The following is a 17,246-nucleotide window of genomic DNA, read 5'->3' on the forward strand; positions in this document are numbered from 1 at the left end:
CTTCATAGTCCGCGCATGAAGAGATCATCGACGGTGCGCGCAGGTGTCACGGCGACCGTGGGCATGCTGTCGCTCGCGCTGGTCACGGGCTGCGGCGGCGGCTCGGACAGCGACGCGAAGGCGTCCGGGAGCCCCCGTCCATCCCAGACGTCCGCCTCGCCGACCACAGCGGGCGCGAAGGCGCTCGGGGCGGCCGAGCTGGAGAAGCTGCTGCTCGTCCAGAGCGACCTGCCCAGGGACAAGATCGCCGACGGCGACGACACCCTGCCGAGGTCCCGGAGCGAGCTGCAGACGGACAAGCCCGCGTGCGCCCCGCTCGCCTTCGCCCTGACCGGCCTGCCCCCGGGCGACTCGGACGCGGGCGCGAGCAACACCGTCACGTCGGAGGAGCGCGTCGGGGACTCCTTCGACGTCACCATGACCAGCGTGGGCCTCTCCTCGTACGAGGGCGACGGCGCGCGGCAGGCCCTCAAGGCCGTCTCCGACGGCATCGCCCCCTGCTCCGGCGGGTTCGCCATCACGGCCAAGGGCGAGAAGATGAAGATCACCAAGGTCGCCGCGGGCAAGCCGACCGGCGTGGGCGACGAGTCGGTGGCCTTCGTCCTGGACGCCGACATGGACGGCGAGGGCACCGGCTCCTTCACCGTCGAGGTGGTACGCGTCGGCAGCCTCGTCTCCACGTACTACGCGGTCGACTTCGCCTCGATGCAGAGCGGCACGACGTCCGCCGTCCCGCTCCCGGTGATCGACACCCAGGTGCGCAAGCTCAAGTAGCACTCCGGGCCCCGCCGCACGGCGGGGCCCGTCCTCCCGTTACCGCAACGGCCCGGTGACCGTCTCCACCGCCTCGACCAGCCGCCCCTCCCGCACGAACACGTCCGCCGCGGCGAGGTCCGGCGCCAGGAACCGGTCGGGACCGGGCCCCTCGACTCCCGCCTTGCGTACGGCGGTGATGGCGGCCCGCGTCGCCGGCGCCGGGTTCAGGCCCTCGCGCAGCTCGACGGCGCGCGAGGCGGCGTAGAGCTCGACGGCGAGGACCCGGGTGAGGTTGTCGACGGCGGTGCGCAGCTTGCGCGCGGCCGACCACCCCATCGAGACGTGGTCCTCCTGCATCGCGGAGGACGGGATCGAGTCCGCGGACGCCGGTACGGCCAGCCGCTTCAACTCGCTGACCAGCGCGGCCTGTGTGTACTGGGCGATCATCAGCCCGGAGTCGACACCGGCGTCGTCGGCGAGGAACGGCGGCAGCCCGTGGGAGCGGTTCTTGTCGAGCAGCCGGTCGGTGCGCCGTTCGGCGATCGACGCGAGGTCGGCGACGGCGATGGCGAGGAAGTCGAGGACGTAAGCGACCGGCGCGCCATGGAAGTTGCCGTTGGACTCCACGCGACCGTCGGGCAGCACAACGGGGTTGTCGACGGCCGACGCCAACTCCCGCTCCGCCACCAGCCGCGCGTGGGCCATGGTGTCCCGCCCGGCTCCGGCGACCTGCGGCGCGCAGCGCACGGAGTAGGCGTCCTGGACCCGGGGCGCGTCGTCCTGGTGATGGCCGGTGAGCTCCGAACCCCGCAGCACGGCGAGCATGTTGGCGGCGGAGGCCCCCTGTCCCGGATGCGGCCGGATGGCGTGCAGCTCGGGCGCGAGCACCTTGTCGGTACCGAGCAGTGCCTCCAGCGACAGGGCGGCGGTGATGTCGGCGGACTTGTAGAGCATGTCCAGGTCGGCGAGGGCCATGACCAGCATGCCGAGCATGCCGTCGGTGCCGTTGAGGAGGGCGAGCCCTTCCTTCTCCCGCAGTTCCACGGGCGCGATCCCGTGCTCGGCGAGCAGTTCACCGGCGGGCCGCACGGTCCCGTCCGGTCCCTCGGCGTCCCCCTCTCCCATGAGGGTGAGGGCGCAGTGGGACAGCGGCGCGAGGTCACCGGAGCAACCGAGCGAGCCGTACTCGTGGACGACCGGCGTGATCCCGGCGTTGAGCACGTCGGCCATGGTCTGCGCGACCTCGGGCCGCACCCCGGTGTGTCCCGAGCAGACGGTCTTGAGCCGCAGGAACATCAGCGCCCGTACGACCTCCCGCTCGACCCGCGGCCCCATTCCGGCGGCGTGCGAGCGGACGATGTTGCGCTGCAGCTGCGCCCGGAGCTCCTGGCTGATGTGCCGGGTCGCGAGGGCGCCGAAGCCGGTGCTGACGCCGTAGACGGGCTCGGGCTTGGCCGCGAGGGCGTCCACGATCCCGCGGGCCGCGGCGAGAGCGGCCAGCGCCTCCCCGGAGAGCTCGATACGGGCACCGTCCCGCGCCACGGCAAGGACGTCGGACGCGGTGACCCCGGACGTCCCCACCACCACAGTGTGCATATCCATATTCAGGAGCGTACGCATTGAATTCCGCGGTGTCACTACTGGGTGGGGGTTACGCCCCTTACAAGGACGAACGCCTCAGGGCTGCCGGCCCCGGAACGTCCGCCGCTCGGCCGTCCGCCCGGAGGGGGCGGCGTCGGCGAGCCGTACGACGGGATCGTCGGGACCGGCCCGCCCCGCGACGACGGGCCTTTCGGCACGCTCGGCCTTGGCCCGGTACTGCGCGGCGTCCGCGAGCCGGAAGAGCCGCCGGGCGGACCGGACGGGCCCGATGGGATCCTCGGTGGAGGCGACCCCGCACGCCACCCCCTCCCCCAGCTCCAGCTCACCGGCCCGCCGGCAGAGTTCGTCGGCGGCCCCGACCACGTCGTCGGCGGACGGCCCGACGGCGAGCAGACAGAACTCGTCCCCGCCGAGCCGGGCGGCCAGGGCGCCCGGGAGCATGGCCCCGCACAGCGACAGCACCGACCCGAAACGTTCCAGCAGCCGGTCGCCCACGGCGTGCCCACGGGTGTCGTTGACCCGCTTCAGCCCGTTCAGATCGCACACGACGAGACTGACGACGACTCCGTCCCTCTTGTGCCGGTCGACGGCCTCGTCGAGCCGCACATCCACGGCACGGCGATTGGCGAGACCGGTCAGCGCGTCCGTGAACGCCAGCCGTCTCGCCTCCTCCAGCCGCTCCGCCTGGGCGATTCCGGCGGCGACGACGGCGGCCAGGACGGTGGCGAAGTCGGCGTCCTCCCGCCCGAAGACGGGGGCACCGGTGGGCCGGGCCACATACAGCTCGCCCCACGCCCGTCCGTTCAGCACGATCGGGGCGACGACACAGCTCCCCCGCCCCCTTCTGCGGAGCGCGGCGACCCGCTGGTGCACATACCCGGGCCGGCCCCCGGCCGCCGGACCCTCCGCCGTCTCGACCCAGGCGTTGGGCTCGCCGCCCCCGGCCCACCGCTCGTGCAGAAACTCGGTGATCTCCGGGAACTGGTGCACGGGATAGGCCTCCCCTTCGGGGAACTCCTCCTCACCGGCGGCCCGCTCCCCCACGTTCACCAGCACCCTGAGCCGCCCGAGCTCCCGCTCCCACACGGACAACGCGGCGAAACTCCCCCCGAGCGCACGGCACGCCCCGGCGGCGGCGGCCCGCCACGCCTCCCGCGAGCCGTGCGCCGCCGCCATGCCCTGAGCCAACGCGACGACCGCGGCCAGCCGGATGTCCTCACCCATCAGTCCAGGTTAGGGATGATTTGGGCGGATGCCGGGGTGCGGTTGGTCCGTTCGGGAGGTGGGGCCGTGACAGGTGGGGTCATCGGGCGGGTGCGGGTCCGATGCGGCTGGTCGCGCAGTTCCCCGCGCCCCTGGCGAGTCACAGTCACCCGCGCCAGGACGAACTGTCCGCCGCACCTCGCGACCACGCACCCGCACGGGCCACCAGGGGCGCGAGGAACCGCGCCACCACACACCGCAACAGGCCGCCGCAGGCATCAGGGGCGCGGGGAACTGCGCGCCCAGCCACGACGCACCCGCACGACCCACGACGGGGCCACCACAGCCATCAGGGGCGCGGGGAACTGCGCAACCACCCACCACACACCCGCACGACCCACGACGGGGCCACCACAGCCATCAGGGGCGCGGGGAACTGCGCAACCACCCACCACACACCCGCACCCGCACCCGCACGAAACCGCAGCCCCAACCGCCGGAGGCAACCGTCACTGCCCAGGCCAACGCGGCGCCCGCCGTTCGTTGAACGCCGCCACCCCCTCCGCCCGGTCCCCCGAGAACGCCACCGCCCGCCACGCCGCGTCCTCCACCTCAAGCCCGGCCCGCAGGTCCAACCCCTGCCCGAGCCGCAGCGCACGCTTCGCCGCCCGCAGCCCGACCGGCGAGTTCGCCGCGATACGGGCGGCCAGCGCCAGCGCCTCCGCCCGGTCCTCCCCGGCGGCCACCAGCTGGTCCACGAGCCCCAGCCGATGCGCCTCCTCCGCCTCCACCCGCCGTGCCGTGAAGATCAGCTCCGCGGCGCGGGCCGCCCCCACCCGCCGCGGCAGCAGCTGCGTCCCCCCACCCCCGGGGATCACCCCCACCGAGACCTCCGGCAACCCCACCACCGCCGTACGGTCGGCCACGATCAGGTCGCACGAGAGCGCCAGCTCGAACCCCCCGCCCAGCGCGAACCCGTGCACGGCCGCGATCGTCGGCACCGGCAGCTCCAGCACTCCCGTGTAAGCCCCCCGGCTCGCCGGCCGCTGCCGCACCATGTCGGCGTCACTGAAGGAGTTCCGCTCCTTCAGATCGGCCCCCACGCAGAAGGCCCGCTCATGGGTGGAGGTCACCACGACAACCCGTACCGCCGCGTCACCCCCCAGTGCCGAGCAGGCGGCGGCGACACACCGCGCCATCTCCGTGGAGACCGCGTTCATCGCCTTGGGCCGATCGAGGACCAGCTCGGCGACCGCCCCCTCCTCATGCCGCCTCACCAGCACGAACTCCCCGAACCGCGCCTCGCCCATGACACCCTCCCGGTTAACGTGGGTTAACAAGAACGCTCCGATCATCGCAGTCCCGCTCCCGCCGCGAAAGGTTCCCGCCGACTCGCCCGACACCCCGTTCGAGTGACATCCCGCCCAACTCCACACCCACCGCCCACGGCAGCGCATAACGTGCGCCCCGCCATGGCGCACAGGGGGCGCAGGCACCCAGGGGAGGAAGCATGACGGCGACGATGACGACGACAGGACTGGCGGAGGAGGGCGGCATCCGCCTGTTCGGACCACGCGGCCGCCACCGCAAGCCCCGCCCCCGCAAGGTCCTGCTCGCCGCGGGCGGCCTCGCCCTGGCCGCGGGCGCCCTGAGCCTCGTACGGCTGACCCCGGACGCGGGAATGGGCGGCTTCGGCGCGACGGAGACGGACCCGCAGGCCGCCCCGGGAACGGATCCGGACACGGACGTCCAGCCCGGCACGGACCGGGCGACGAACGCCGCCGCGACCGTGGGTTCCGTGCCGCGGGCGAGCCCGTCGTCGACCGCGGTGATGGGCGGAGTCTCCGCGACCCCCGCACCGGGCGTCTCCCCGGCCCCCGCGGGATCCGCGACCGCCGTCCCCCTGCCCCTCGCGGCGGCTCCCAACACGATCCCGGACGCGCTGAACGACCAGGCACCGGCACCGGCTCCCACCCCCACGGCGACCATCGCGCCGCACGCCCCGGCGACGACGCCCGCCCCGCGACCGGCACGGACCACTCCCCCGCCGGCCTCGACACCCACACCCCAGCCCACTCACCCGGCGCAGCCCGCGCCGGGCCTGTGCGTGCCGATCGTCGGCCTGTGCGTGCGGCAGGGCGGCTAGGAGGGGGGCGCGTCCCTGCGGGTCAGCAGCCAGGGCTCGACGACGCCGAGCCCACGCACCGGACGCTGCCACATCGGCTGGAGCGCGAAGCGGTAGGTCGGCGGGTCCTCGCCCTCCTTCTCGGCGGTGGCCGCGGCCTCGGCCGCCTCCGCCTCGGAGGCGGGGGCCTCGCCGGTGCGGATCAGCTCCTCCGCGAAGGCGCTGTCGACGAGGACCGCGTCGCGGGGAGCTATCGAGGTCAGCCGGGAGGCGAGGTTCACGGTCGTACCGAAGACATCACCCATCCGGGTGGTCACCGTGCCGAAGGCGATGCCGACGCGCAGCTCGGGCATGGTCTCGTCGTTGGCCATGGTCTCGATCAGGCGCAGCGCGATCTCCGCGGCCACCGCGGCGTCGTCGGCCGCGTACAGCACCTCGTCGCCGAGGGTCTTGATGAGCCGCCCGCCCCGCGCCGCCACCAGGTCGGCGGCGGTGGTCTCGAAGGCCTCGACGAGCTCGCCGAGTTCCTCCTCCTCCATCCGGCGGGTCAGCCGGGTGAACCCGACGAGGTCGGCGAAGCCGACGCACAGCCGCCGGTCGACCATCTCCTCGTCGTCGGCGGCCTGCACGACCCGGCCCGCCGAGGCGGAGAGCTGGCGGCGCCAGACGTAGACGAGGAACTCCTCCAGCTCGGGCAGGAGCAGCTCGATGATCGGGTACGTCACCTCGGTGCGGGTCATGCCCGGCTCCGGGGGGTCGGTCAGGCCCTCCAGGAAGGAGTCGATCTGCCACTCGGCGAGCCGGGCGGTGGTCTGCCCGGTGGACCGGGCCACCTGTACGGCCATGGCCTCGCTCAGCAGCCCCGCCTCGACGAGACCGGCGAGCCGGCGCAGCGCGAGGACGTCGGCCTCGGTGAACGCCTTGGCCTGGCCGACGTCGGCGAAGCCCATGGCCCGCCAGAAGCGGGTGGCCAGCTCCATGGAGACGCCGGCGGTGCGGGCCGCCTGAAAGGGGGTGTAGCGCCGCTCGGCGCCGAGGATGAGCTGTTCGAGACGCACGGCGAGCGGGTGCGGGATCGCGTCCGGGCCGGAGCCCGTGTCGTCTGCGGTCACGCCTGCTGCCCTTCCGATCTGTCACGGTCAGGTATCGACCGGCCTCAACTGTACGGCAGGTGTGCGGTAGCTCACGTCCCCGCTCGGACAGAAGTCGGATCCGCTCACGCCGGTCTCAAGTGCACGATGTCTCCCGCGCCCACCGGTTCCTGTACGCCCTCCTCCGTCGCGATCACCAGGCGGCCGTCGCCGTCCACCGCGACCGCCTCCCCCACCAGTGAGCGGTCTCCCGGCAGCTCCGCCCGTACCGTCCTTCCCAGCGTCGCGCACCCCGCCGCGTACGTCTCCTGGAGGCCGCTCACCGTCGGGTCGCCGGCCGCCGCGCGCCAGCGGTCGTACCACTCCTCCAGGGAGCGCAGAACGGCCCGCAGCAGGGGGTCCCGGTCGGTGCTCACCGCTCCGGCCAGCGCCAGCGAGCCCGCGGTGGGGACGGGCAGCTCGTCCTCCCGGAGGGTGACGTTGAGGCCGACGCCCACGACGACGCCGCCCTCGCCCGCGCGCTCGGCGAGGATGCCGCCCGCCTTGCGTTCCTCGCCGCCCACGGTCACCAGGAGGTCGTTGGGCCACTTGAGGGCGGTGTCCACGCCGGCGGACCGGGACAGCCCCGTGGCCACCGCGACCCCGGTGAGCAGCGGCAGCCACCCCCAGCGGGCGACCGGCACGTCCCCGGGCGTCAGCAGGACGGAGAAGAAGAGGCCCGAGCGGGGCGGTGCCGTCCAGCGGCGGTCCAGGCGGCCGCGCCCGGCGCTCTGCTCCTCGGCGACGAGGACCGCGCCCTCGGCCGCCTTGCCCGCGGCGGCGCGGGCGACCAGGTCGGAGTTGGTGGAGCCGGTCGCGGCCACCACCTCGATCCCGGACCACAGCCCGCCCTCGCGCACCAGCCCGCGGCGCAGCGCGGCGGCGTTGAGGGGCGGCCGGTCGAGGTCCGACCAACGGCTGTCGTCTCCTGAAACATCTCGCGGAGTCATGCAAGCCACCCTAGGTGTGTGAAACGCCGCACTGCTGATTCGTAGGGGCACCACTACTCTACGGATGAGTAACCGTCCCCCCTTTTGAGCAGGCAGGGAGCCAGATCCCGATGTCCGAGCCGGAAGAGATCGACATCCACACCACCGCGGGCAAGCTCGCGGATCTGCAGCGCCGCATCCAGGAGGCGACGCACGCCGGCTCCGAACGTGCCGTCGAGAAGCAGCACGCCAAGGGCAAGTTGACGGCCCGTGAGCGCATCGACCTGCTGCTCGACGAAGGCTCATTCGTGGAGTTGGACGAGTTCGCCCGTCACCGCTCCACCAACTTCGGGCTCGACAAGAACCGCCCGTACGGCGACGGGGTCGTCACCGGGTACGGCACCGTCGACGGCCGCCCCGTCGCCGTGTTCTCCCAGGACTTCACCGTCTTCGGCGGCGCGCTCGGCGAGGTCTACGGCCAGAAGATCGTCAAGGTGATGGACTTCGCGCTGAAGACCGGCTGCCCGGTCATCGGCATCAACGACTCCGGCGGCGCCCGCATCCAGGAGGGCGTGGCCTCGCTGGGCGCGTACGGCGAGATCTTCCGCCGCAACACCCACGCGAGCGGTGTCATCCCGCAGATCAGCCTGGTCGTCGGCCCCTGCGCGGGCGGCGCCGTCTACTCGCCGGCGATCACCGATTTCACGGTCATGGTCGACCAGACCTCGCACATGTTCATCACCGGTCCCGACGTCATCAAGACCGTCACCGGCGAGGACGTCGGCTTCGAGGAGCTGGGCGGCGCCCGCACCCACAACGCGGTGTCCGGCGTGGCCCACCACATGGCCGGGGACGAGAAGGACGCCGTCGAGTACGTCAAGCAGCTGCTGTCGTACCTGCCCTCCAACAACCTGTCCGAGCCGCCGGTCTACCCGGAGGAGGCGGACCTCGCGGTCACCGACGAGGACCGCGAGCTGGACACGCTGGTCCCGGACAGCGCGAACCAGCCGTACGACATGCACACGGTGATCGAGCACATCCTGGACGACGCCGAGTTCTTCGAGACGCAGCCGCTGTACGCGCCGAACATCCTCACCGGGTACGGCCGGGTCGAGGGCCACCCGGTCGGCATCGTCGCCAACCAGCCGATGCAGTTCGCCGGCTGCCTCGACATCACCGCGTCCGAGAAGGCGGCCCGCTTCGTCCGCACCTGCGACGCCTTCAACATCCCGGTGATCACCTTCGTGGACGTCCCGGGCTTCCTGCCGGGCGTCGACCAGGAGCACGACGGCATCATCCGCCGCGGCGCCAAGCTCATCTACGCCTACGCGGAAGCCACCGTCCCCCTGATCACGGTGATCACCCGCAAGGCCTTCGGCGGCGCCTACGACGTCATGGGCTCCAAGCACCTCGGCGCGGACCTCAACCTCGCCTGGCCCACCGCCCAGATCGCCGTCATGGGCGCCCAGGGCGCGGTCAACATCCTGCACCGCCGCACGATCGCGGAGGCCGAGGCGGCGGGAGACGCGGACGCGACCCGGGCCCGGCTGATCCAGGAGTACGAGGACGCCCTCCTCAACCCCTACATCGCGGCCGAGCGCGGTTACATCGACTCCGTGATCATGCCGTCGGACACCCGCCGCCATGTGGTCAGGGGCCTGCGCCAACTGCGCACCAAGCGCGAGTCCCTGCCTCCGAAGAAGCACGGCAACATCCCCCTCTAGCCCTGCCGGGAGCCGTCATGAACATCAAGGTCGTACGGGGAAACCCCACCCCGGAGGAGCTTGCCGCCGCCCTGGCGGTGGTCCGGGCCCGCGCCGCGGCGGCGACGGACCCGCCGTCCGGCGCGGAGGAGACCAGGGCCGCGTGGTCCGACCCGTCCCGCATCGCGGGCCGCCGCCTGCCCCAGCCGGGGCCGACGGCCTGGTCCCGCACCTACTGGCCGGCCTAGAGGACGGCTGACAGCGCTTGGGCCATCACCTGGTACCCGAGATCGTTCGGGTGCAGGTGATCGCCGAAGTCGTACGACGGATGCAGCCGGTCCGGATCCTCCGGGCCGGCGAGCTCCCGCGCGAAGTCCACCACCGCGTCGTACGCGCCGGAGCAACGCACCCACTCGTTCACCTCGTGCGACACCTTCGCCGCACGCTCACCCCAGTGGTCCGAGCCGCCGAACGGCAGCAGGGTGCCCCCGATCACCCGCAGCCCCCGCGCCTGCCGTATCAACTCCTGATGCCCGGCGATGAGTTCGGCCGCCTCCAGCACCGGCGCGGGCTTGTACGTCGGCTGCTCGTCGGTCTCGCTGAAGCCGATGTCGTTGAGCCCCAGCAGCACGACCACCGTGTCCACGCCGGCCAGGCCCAGCACGTCCCGCCGGAACCGGCCCACCCCCTTCTCCCCGTACCACGCGGAGTCGTTGAGCAGCAGGTTCCCGCCGATCCCGGCGTTGAGGACGGGCCGCCCGGTCAGCCGGGCCAGCGCGTCGGACCACCGCAGGTCCGCTCCCACCGTCGATCCGAACCCGTCGGTGACGGAGTCCCCGAACAGCGCGATCCCGTCCGTGCGGCCCGCGTCCGTCTCGACGGCGGTCAGGAAGTACCAGGACTCGCTCACCGCGTCGAAGCCCTGTCCGTCCACCTCGCCCAGCAGATCCCCGGCTCCCCGGTACACGGGGGTGAAGGCCTGCGCGTGAAAGGTCGCGGGCCCGGTCGCCGCGTCGAAGTACAGGGTGACCGTCACCGACTCCCCGGCCGCCACGGCGAGTTCGACCGGCTCGCTCACCAGTGAACCCCGGGCGGGAATCTCGTCCGGAAGCGTGAGCCTGCGCAGCGATCCCGGTTCGACGCCCGCCCCCGCGGCCGTACGGCCGACGGTGGCGCCCGCGAGACGGACCGGCGAGGTGCCGTAGGCGTGGGACAGCCGGATCCGCAGCCGCGCGCCGCCCGCCGAGAGCCGGACGATCTGGCGCACGGACTGCCGCCAGAAGCCCTCGCGGGACCAGTTGGGGGTGAAGCCTTCGGCGGGGAGCTGAGGCGAGGCGGACCAAGCGGTGGTGAACACGACACATACCCCTCTCACGGACTGCTAATGGAACCACAGTACCGTTTGGGGAAGTTGAGTACGCGTACTCAGGCGCCCTCCACGAAATCGCCGCACGCTGGAAACCATGCTGTGGTCCGACCCTGAGAACGAACCGCCGAAGGAAATGCGTGACATGCAGGTCATGCTTCGGCGACTGAGCATCTTCCTCGCGCTGGCCATGGTGCTCGCGATGATCGTGATCGGGCTGCGCTGACCGGCACTATGCTGACCGCATGACCGATCAGCCGCGCCGCCGACTCGTGCTCGCCTCCCAGTCCCCCGCCCGGCTGGGCCTGCTGCGCCAGGCCGGCCTCACTCCCGAGGTGCTCGTGAGCGGGGTCGACGAGGACGCCGTCACCGCCCCCACCCCCGCCGAACTGGCGCTGGCCCTCGCCGAGGCGAAGGCCTCCGTCGTGGCCGCGAAGCCCGAGGTCAAGGGGGCGCTGGTGATCGGCTGCGACTCGGTGCTCGACCTGGACGGCGAGGCCCTGGGCAAGCCGGCCGACGCCGAGGAGGCGACGGCCCGCTGGAAGGCCATGCGCGGGCGCGCGGGCACCCTGCAGACCGGCCACTGCGTCTACGACACCACGAGCGGCCGGTACGTCTCGGCGGTCGCCTCCACCGTCGTCCGCTTCGGCGAGCCCACCGACGACGAGATCGCCGCGTACGTCGCCTCGGGCGAACCCCTCTACGTCGCGGGCGCGTTCACCCTGGACGGCCGTTCGGCCCCGTTCATCGAGGGCATCGACGGCGACCACGGCAACGTGATCGGCCTCAGCCTGCCGCTGCTGCGCCGCCTGCTGGCCGACCTGGACGTCCGCATCACGGAGTTGTGGGCGCCGGCGGAGGCGTGAGCGGCGAGCCGCCGGCCGTCCGGGAATCCTGCGGCTCCTCGGCCCCCTGGGACTCCCGCGGCTCCTCGGCACCCTCGGGACCGCCCGGGCCCTCGGTGTTCCGGGGCCCCGCCGCGGCCGGCCCCCGCTGCGCGTCGTAGGTGACCAGCAGGAGCACGATCAGCCCGAGCATCACGATCATGAAGACGAACTGGGGCCGGCCGATCAGCGCCCAGGCCGCCGCGGCCAGCAGGCCGTGCACCACGGCGACGCTGATCAGCAGGACCCGGCCGAGCCCGGCGGGCTGCCGGTCGCGCACCGCCACCAGCAGGGCGACCAGCGCGCACAGAGCGAAGTAGAGGCCGAAGACGACCCCGCCGATCTTCGAGGACATCGACATCGCGTCCGGGTCCAGACCGGCCAGCGACATGTTCTGCGCGTCGACGAGATTGCCCATGATCCAGTTCAGCATCGCCACGCCGAGAGCCTCGGCGAACAGGACGACCGCCACGACCCACGCCACCGGCCTGCGTATCACCGGTCCCCACCCACTTTCGAGCCGTGCTGTTGTTACCCGAAGTACCTTCGGTACAGCGCGAACGCTACTAACGGGTAAACCGCGGGACAAGGGTTCCGCCGCGGGCAAAGAATCATTGGGCCATTCGTAGGGACTCCACAAAGAATCGGAGTGGTCCGCAGCACGCTCTCACAGAGACCTTGGCCACAGAGGAGGGCTAGGGTTTCCGGGAGGAGCCCTGCGTACCGAGGTGCGACAAGGGATTTCGCGGGTCGTGCAAGCTCGTATCACGCTCCGTGTGGGGAAGGTCACCACGGGGGACGGGTCGAAGAGACGTGTCGGCAGTCCCTAAACTCGGCTTGTTTCAAGGAGGGAGCCTCAATCGTGCGCAAGGTGCTCATCGCCAACCGTGGCGAAATCGCTGTCCGCGTTGCCCGGGCCTGCCGGGATGCCGGTATCGCGAGCGTGGCCGTGTACGCCGACCCGGACCGGGACGCTCTGCATGTCCGCGCCGCGGGTGAGGCGTTCGCCCTGGGCGGTGACACCCCGGCCACCAGCTACCTGGACATCGAGAAGGTCCTGGGCGCCGCGCGTGAGTCGGGCGCGGACGCCATCCATCCCGGTTACGGCTTCCTCTCCGAGAACGCCGAGTTCGCCCAGGCGGTCCTGGACGCGGGCCTGATCTGGATCGGCCCGCCCCCGCAGGCCATCCGCGACCTGGGTGACAAGGTCGCCGCCCGGCACATCGCCCAGCGCGCCGGCGCCCCCCTGGTGGCCGGCACCGCCGACCCGGTCTCCGGCGCCGACGAGGTCGTGGCCTTCGCCGAGGAACACGGCCTGCCCATCGCCATCAAGGCCGCCTTCGGCGGCGGCGGCCGCGGCCTGAAGGTCGCCCGCACCCTCGAAGAGGTCCCCGAGCTGTACGACTCGGCGGTGCGCGAGGCGGTGGCCGCCTTCGGCCGCGGCGAGTGCTTCGTCGAGCGCTACCTGGACCGCCCCCGGCACGTGGAGACCCAGTGCCTGGCCGACAAGCACGGCAACGTGGTCGTCGTCTCCACCCGTGACTGCTCCCTGCAGCGTCGCCACCAGAAGCTGGTCGAGGAGGCGCCCGCGCCCTTCCTCTCCGACGAGCAGGTCGCCGAGCTGTACCGGGCGTCCAAGGCCATCCTGAAGGAGGCCTCCTACGAGGGCGCCGGCACCTGCGAGTTCCTCGTCGGCCAGGACGGCACCATCTCCTTCCTTGAGGTCAACACCCGCCTCCAGGTCGAGCACCCGGTCACCGAGGAGGTCGCCGGCATCGACTTGGTGCGGGAGATGTTCCGCATCGCCGACGGCGAGGAACTGGGCTACGGCGACCCCGAACTGCGCGGCCACTCCTTCGAGTTCCGCATCAACGGCGAGGACCCGGGCCGTAACTTCCTGCCCGCCCCCGGCACCGTCACCAAGTTCGAGGCGCCCTCCGGTCCCGGCGTGCGCCTGGACGCGGGCGTGGAGGCCGGCTCGGTCATCGGCCCGGCCTGGGACTCCCTGCTGGCCAAGCTGATCGTCACCGGCGCCACCCGCGAGCAGGCCCTCCAGCGCGCCGCCCGCGCCCTGGACGAGTTCCAGGTCGACGGCATGGCCACCGCCATCCCCTTCCACCGCGCGGTCGTCAGGGACCCGGCGTTCGCCCCCGAACTGACCGGCTCCGGCGACCCGTTCACGGTCCACACCCGCTGGATCGAGACCGAGTTCGTCAACGAGATCAAGCCCTTCGCGGCCCCGGCCGACACCGAGGCCGAGGACGACGCGGACCGCGAGACGATCGTCGTCGAGGTCGGCGGCAAGCGCCTGGAGGTCTCCCTGCCCTCCTCCCTCGGCATGTCCCTGGCCCGCACCGGTCTCGCGGCGGGCGCCAAGCCCAAGCGCCGCGCGGCGAAGAAGTCCGGCCCCGCGGCCTCGGGTGACACCCTCGCCTCCCCGATGCAGGGCACGATCGTCAAGATCGCCGTCGAGGAGGGCCAGGAGGTCAAGGAAGGCGACCTGATCGTCGTCCTCGAAGCCATGAAGATGGAGCAGCCTCTCAACGCCCACAGGTCCGGCACCATCAAGGGCCTGGCCGCGGAGGTCGGCGCGTCGATCACCTCGGGCGCGGCGATCTGCGAGATCAAGGACTGAGCGCAGCTCGTACGCCCTGTGCCGCCACGGCATCCCGAGGCGCCCCCCGGACCGCAGTCGGTCCGCGGGGCGCCTCGTTCTTCCCGCCCCCCCGGAGATGGTGGTCCCACGCGGTCCGCGCCCGTGCGGCGGCCGACACGCCGAACCACAGCATGGCCAGGGGCGCGATGCCGATCGCGTGATCAGCGGCACGGCCGGATCGGGCCGTTCACCGCGGCTGTGTTCGTCGACCCCGTTCCGTACGCACTACCGGGGTGGGTCGGAAGGCCGCCGGGGGCGCGCGAAAAGCGAGGCGAGCCGGGGGCGGGAAGAAGGAGGCGCCCCCTCGAACGGCTCAGCGGCGACGCAGATCCGCCACTCGGGCCCGCTCCGTGCCCTGGCCCGGGTCACCCAGGGCCGTGGCCGTGCGCAGGCCAGGGCCCGACGGGAGCTGGCCGCGGCGGGGGCCCGGCACCGGCACGTCCCGGCGCTGTTGCTGCCGCGCCGGGACCTGATCACCCCCCGGCGCTCCCGACGCGCCGGCCACGGCGATCTGCACCCCCTGGTCGGCGAGCGCCTGGAGTTCCGTGCCGGCCCGGTCGTCGTGGGCCGGGGGCTCGTCGGTGACCAGGCGGGTGATCAGATCCGTCGGCACGGTCTGGAACATCGTGTCGGTGCCGAGCTTGGTGTGGTCGGCGAGGACCACGACCTCCGCGGCAGCCTGCACCAGCGCCCGGTCCACGGACGCCGACAGCATGTTGGACGTGGAGAGGCCGCGCTCGGCGGTGAGCCCACTCCCGGAGATGAAGGCCCGCGAGACCCTGAGTCCCTGGAGCGACTGTTCCGCCCCCGAACCCACCAGGGCGTAGTTGGAACCGCGCAGGGTGCCGCCCGTCATCACGACCTCCACCCGGTTGGCATGGGCGAGTGCCTGGGCCACCAGCAGCGAATTGGTCACGACGGTCAGTCCGGGAACCCGGGCGAGACGGCGTGCCAACTCCTGGGTGGTGGTACCCGCCCCCACCACAATGGCCTCGCCCTCTTCGACGAGACCCGCGGCGAGATCGGCGATGGCCGTCTTCTCGGCGGTCGCGAGATGCGATTTCTGCGGAAAGCCGGACTCTCGCGTGAACCCGCCCGGCAATACCGCACCGCCATGCCGGCGGTCGAGGAGTCCTTCTGCCTCCAGCGCGCGCACGTCCCGCCGTACGGTCACTTCGGAGGTCTGGACGACGCGGGCGAGCTCACGGAGGGATACAGCCCCGTTGGCCCGCACCATTTCGAGGATCAATTGGCGACGTTCTGCAGCGAACACGAAACTGACAGTAACGCCAACGACCGTCTGCTTTCAGCTGTTTGCGCCGAATAGCAGAAGATGTTCGCACGGCAGGGCGGGAAGTGGTATAGGGCCTAATCCCCCCGCCTATGCCGCGCGAATGGTCGGCAACTCCCTGTGACCAGGCAGGAATCGCTTTCGGCCGTCAGGCCCCGCCGGTCTCCTTGCGCGTGTGCAACTGCCGCGCGACCTCGGCGATCGACCCCGAAAGGGAGGGGTAAACGGTGAACGCGTTCGCGATCTGTTCGACCGTCAGATTGTTGTCGACCGCGATCGAGATGGGATGGATCAGTTCCGAGGCGCGGGGCGCGACGACGACACCGCCGACGACGATCCCGGTGCCCGGCCGGCAGAAGATCTTGACGAAGCCGTCGCGGATGCCCTGCATCTTGGCGCGCGGGTTGCGCAGCAGCGGGAGCTTCACGACCCGGGCGTCGATCTTCCCGCCGTCCACGTCCGACTGGGAGTAGCCGACGGTGGCGATCTCGGGGTCGGTGAAGACGTTCGACGAGACGGTCTTCAGGTTCAGCGGGGCCACCGCGTCGCCGAGGAAGTGGTACATGGCGATTCGCCCCTGCATGGCGGCCACGGAGGCCAGGGCGAAGACGCCTGTCACGTCACCGGCGGCATACACACCGGGAGCCGTGGTCCTGGAGACCTTGTCGGTCCAGATGTGCCCGGACTCGCGCAGCTTGACGCCCGCCTCCTCCAGCCCCATCCCGGCGCTGTTCGGAATCGCGCCGACGGCCATCAGACAGTGCGAGCCGGTGATGACACGACCATCGGCCAGCGTGACCTCGACCCGGTCCCCGACCCGCTTGGCGGACTGGGCACGGGAGCGCGCCATCACGTTCATGCCACGGCGGCGGAAGACGTCCTCCAGGACCGCGGCCGCGTCGGGGTCCTCGCCGGGAAGCACCCGGTCCCGGGACGAGACCAGCGTCACCTTGGAGCCGAGCGCCTGGTAGGCACCGGCGAACTCGGCACCGGTGACACCGGAGCCGACCACGATGAGCTCTTCCGGCAGCTCGGTGAGGTCGTAGACCTGGGTCCAGTTGAGGATGCGCTCGCCGTCGGGCTGGGCGTCGGGGAGCTCGCGGGGGTGCCCACCGGTGGCGATCAGCACGGCGTCCGCGACGAGCGTCTCCTCGCTCCCGTCGGCGGCCCGCACGACGACCTTCCGCGACCCGTCGAGGGCCTGCATGCCCTCAAGCCGCCCACGCCCGCGCAGCACCCGGGCACCGGCCCGCGTCACCGACGCCGTGATGTCGTGCGACTGGGCGAGAGCGAGCCGCTTCACCCGCCGGTTGACCTTCCCCAGGTCGACGCCCACCACCCGGGCGGCCTGCTCCAGCGGCGGGGTGTCATCGGCGACGATGATCCCCAATTCCTCGTACGACGAATCGAAGGTCGTCATGACCTCGGCCGTAGCGATAAGGGTCTTCGACGGCACGCAGTCGGTCAGCACCGACGCTCCGCCCAGACCGTCGCAGTCGACGACGGTCACCTCCGCGCCGAGCTGGGCGGCCACCAGGGCCGCCTCGTATCCGCCGGGTCCGCCACCGATGATCACGATCCGAGTCACGTACTCCATTGTC

General features: G+C 72.0%; 16 protein-coding genes. 7 read left to right on the plus strand and 9 right to left on the minus strand.

Annotated features, from left to right (window positions below; all coding sequences use genetic code 11):
• Nucleotides 1-15 precede the first annotated feature (15 nt).
• Nucleotides 16-774 carry a hypothetical protein gene (locus AQI94_RS09620; RefSeq protein WP_031050828.1) on the plus strand — a complete coding sequence of 253 codons (759 nt, stop codon included), beginning with the start codon at nucleotides 16-18 and terminating at the stop codon, nucleotides 772-774.
• A 39-nt stretch (nucleotides 775-813) separates the two neighbouring features.
• On the opposite strand, the gene hutH is transcribed toward AQI94_RS09620, so the two are convergent.
• The 3 genes from hutH to AQI94_RS09635 all read right to left on the minus strand — a co-directional run bounded on the left by hutH (nucleotide 814) and on the right by AQI94_RS09635 (nucleotide 4,871).
• Complete coding sequence (gene hutH, locus AQI94_RS09625; RefSeq protein WP_031050830.1) at nucleotides 814-2,352, minus strand: histidine ammonia-lyase; 1,539 nt, start codon at nucleotides 2,350-2,352, stop codon at nucleotides 814-816.
• 81 nt (nucleotides 2,353-2,433) lie between these two features.
• On the minus strand, nucleotides 2,434-3,582 hold the full coding sequence (locus AQI94_RS09630) for a GGDEF domain-containing protein (RefSeq protein ID WP_031050832.1): 1,149 nt from the start codon (nucleotides 3,580-3,582) through the stop codon (nucleotides 2,434-2,436).
• A 488-nt stretch (nucleotides 3,583-4,070) separates the two neighbouring features.
• The gene (locus tag AQI94_RS09635) at nucleotides 4,071-4,871 is read right to left on the minus strand and encodes an enoyl-CoA hydratase/isomerase family protein (RefSeq protein ID WP_031047658.1); all 801 of its coding nucleotides are present in this window, start codon (nucleotides 4,869-4,871) and stop codon (nucleotides 4,071-4,073) included.
• Between the two features lie 200 nt (nucleotides 4,872-5,071).
• Between AQI94_RS09635 and AQI94_RS09640 the strand changes: the two genes are divergently transcribed.
• Nucleotides 5,072-5,707: a RodZ family helix-turn-helix domain-containing protein gene (locus tag AQI94_RS09640; RefSeq protein ID WP_031047661.1), complete on the plus strand. Its 636-nt coding sequence runs from the start codon at nucleotides 5,072-5,074 to the stop codon at nucleotides 5,705-5,707.
• Here the strand turns inward: AQI94_RS09640 and AQI94_RS09645 are convergent.
• Complete coding sequence (locus tag AQI94_RS09645) at nucleotides 5,704-6,798, minus strand: adenylate/guanylate cyclase domain-containing protein (protein ID WP_031047664.1); 1,095 nt, start codon at nucleotides 6,796-6,798, stop codon at nucleotides 5,704-5,706. The genes AQI94_RS09640 and AQI94_RS09645 overlap by 4 nt on opposite strands.
• A gap of 104 nt (nucleotides 6,799-6,902) precedes the next feature.
• The gene (locus AQI94_RS09650; RefSeq protein ID WP_031047667.1) at nucleotides 6,903-7,766 is read right to left on the minus strand and encodes a biotin--[acetyl-CoA-carboxylase] ligase; all 864 of its coding nucleotides are present in this window, start codon (nucleotides 7,764-7,766) and stop codon (nucleotides 6,903-6,905) included.
• 110 nt (nucleotides 7,767-7,876) lie between these two features.
• Between AQI94_RS09650 and AQI94_RS09655 the strand changes: the two genes are divergently transcribed.
• Together AQI94_RS09655 and AQI94_RS09660 are read left to right on the plus strand one after the other, a co-directional pair.
• Complete coding sequence (locus AQI94_RS09655; RefSeq protein ID WP_031047670.1) at nucleotides 7,877-9,469, plus strand: acyl-CoA carboxylase subunit beta; 1,593 nt, start codon at nucleotides 7,877-7,879, stop codon at nucleotides 9,467-9,469.
• A 17-nt stretch (nucleotides 9,470-9,486) separates the two neighbouring features.
• Nucleotides 9,487-9,696 carry an acyl-CoA carboxylase epsilon subunit gene (locus AQI94_RS09660; protein WP_031047672.1) on the plus strand — a complete coding sequence of 70 codons (210 nt, stop codon included), beginning with the start codon at nucleotides 9,487-9,489 and terminating at the stop codon, nucleotides 9,694-9,696.
• Here AQI94_RS09660 and AQI94_RS09665 read toward each other — a convergent pair.
• Nucleotides 9,693-10,805, minus strand: coding sequence for an SGNH/GDSL hydrolase family protein (locus AQI94_RS09665; RefSeq protein ID WP_031047673.1), 1,113 nt, complete (start codon nucleotides 10,803-10,805; stop codon nucleotides 9,693-9,695). The two genes, AQI94_RS09660 and AQI94_RS09665, sit on opposite strands and share 4 nt — an antisense overlap.
• 106 nt (nucleotides 10,806-10,911) lie before the next feature.
• Here AQI94_RS09665 and mmpB point away from each other — a divergent pair, with 106 nt between their 5' ends.
• A complete protein-coding gene (mmpB, locus tag AQI94_RS46215; RefSeq protein ID WP_107064265.1) occupies nucleotides 10,912-11,040 on the plus strand; it encodes a morphogenic membrane protein MmpB in 129 nt (42 codons plus the stop codon).
• A gap of 19 nt (nucleotides 11,041-11,059) precedes the next feature.
• Complete coding sequence (locus tag AQI94_RS09670; protein ID WP_031047676.1) at nucleotides 11,060-11,680, plus strand: nucleoside triphosphate pyrophosphatase; 621 nt, start codon at nucleotides 11,060-11,062, stop codon at nucleotides 11,678-11,680.
• Here the strand turns inward: AQI94_RS09670 and AQI94_RS09675 are convergent.
• Nucleotides 11,649-12,197, minus strand: a complete 549-nt coding sequence (locus tag AQI94_RS09675) for a hypothetical protein (protein WP_037942758.1) — start codon at nucleotides 12,195-12,197, stop codon at nucleotides 11,649-11,651. The genes AQI94_RS09670 and AQI94_RS09675 overlap by 32 nt on opposite strands.
• Before the next feature lie 363 nt (nucleotides 12,198-12,560).
• Between AQI94_RS09675 and AQI94_RS09680 the strand changes: the two genes are divergently transcribed.
• The gene (locus tag AQI94_RS09680; RefSeq protein WP_031047683.1) at nucleotides 12,561-14,333 is read left to right on the plus strand and encodes an acetyl/propionyl/methylcrotonyl-CoA carboxylase subunit alpha; all 1,773 of its coding nucleotides are present in this window, start codon (nucleotides 12,561-12,563) and stop codon (nucleotides 14,331-14,333) included.
• A 334-nt stretch (nucleotides 14,334-14,667) separates the two neighbouring features.
• On the opposite strand, the gene AQI94_RS09685 is transcribed toward AQI94_RS09680, so the two are convergent.
• Together AQI94_RS09685 and AQI94_RS09690 are read right to left on the minus strand one after the other, a co-directional pair.
• Nucleotides 14,668-15,627 carry a DeoR/GlpR family DNA-binding transcription regulator gene (locus AQI94_RS09685; RefSeq protein WP_078902779.1) on the minus strand — a complete coding sequence of 320 codons (960 nt, stop codon included), beginning with the start codon at nucleotides 15,625-15,627 and terminating at the stop codon, nucleotides 14,668-14,670.
• 166 nt (nucleotides 15,628-15,793) lie between these two features.
• On the minus strand, nucleotides 15,794-17,242 hold the full coding sequence (locus AQI94_RS09690; RefSeq protein WP_031047688.1) for an NAD(P)H-quinone dehydrogenase: 1,449 nt from the start codon (nucleotides 17,240-17,242) through the stop codon (nucleotides 15,794-15,796).
• Nucleotides 17,243-17,246 lie beyond the last annotated feature (4 nt).

Origin of the sequence: Streptomyces pseudovenezuelae, assembly GCF_001513955.1 — a bacterium.
GTDB lineage: Bacteria > Actinomycetota > Actinomycetes > Streptomycetales > Streptomycetaceae > Streptomyces > Streptomyces pseudovenezuelae.

Excerpts from the sequence above, each read along its gene's own strand:
- AQI94_RS09655 (WP_031047670.1), top strand. The coding sequence starts at position 7,877 with ATGTCCGAGCCGGAAGAGATCGACATCCACACCACCGCGGGCAAGCTC.
- AQI94_RS09630 (WP_031050832.1), bottom strand. The coding sequence starts at position 3,582 with ATGGGTGAGGACATCCGGCTGGCCGCGGTCGTCGCGTTGGCTCAGGGC.
- AQI94_RS09620 (WP_031050828.1), top strand. The coding sequence starts at position 16 with ATGAAGAGATCATCGACGGTGCGCGCAGGTGTCACGGCGACCGTGGGC.
- mmpB (WP_107064265.1), top strand. The coding sequence starts at position 10,912 with ATGCTGTGGTCCGACCCTGAGAACGAACCGCCGAAGGAAATGCGTGAC.
- AQI94_RS09635 (WP_031047658.1), bottom strand. The coding sequence starts at position 4,871 with ATGGGCGAGGCGCGGTTCGGGGAGTTCGTGCTGGTGAGGCGGCATGAG.
- hutH (WP_031050830.1), bottom strand. The coding sequence starts at position 2,352 with ATGCACACTGTGGTGGTGGGGACGTCCGGGGTCACCGCGTCCGACGTC.
- AQI94_RS09640 (WP_031047661.1), top strand. The coding sequence starts at position 5,072 with ATGACGGCGACGATGACGACGACAGGACTGGCGGAGGAGGGCGGCATC.
- AQI94_RS09660 (WP_031047672.1), top strand. The coding sequence starts at position 9,487 with ATGAACATCAAGGTCGTACGGGGAAACCCCACCCCGGAGGAGCTTGCC.
- AQI94_RS09670 (WP_031047676.1), top strand. The coding sequence starts at position 11,060 with ATGACCGATCAGCCGCGCCGCCGACTCGTGCTCGCCTCCCAGTCCCCC.
- AQI94_RS09650 (WP_031047667.1), bottom strand. The coding sequence starts at position 7,766 with ATGACTCCGCGAGATGTTTCAGGAGACGACAGCCGTTGGTCGGACCTC.
- AQI94_RS09690 (WP_031047688.1), bottom strand. The coding sequence starts at position 17,242 with ATGGAGTACGTGACTCGGATCGTGATCATCGGTGGCGGACCCGGCGGA.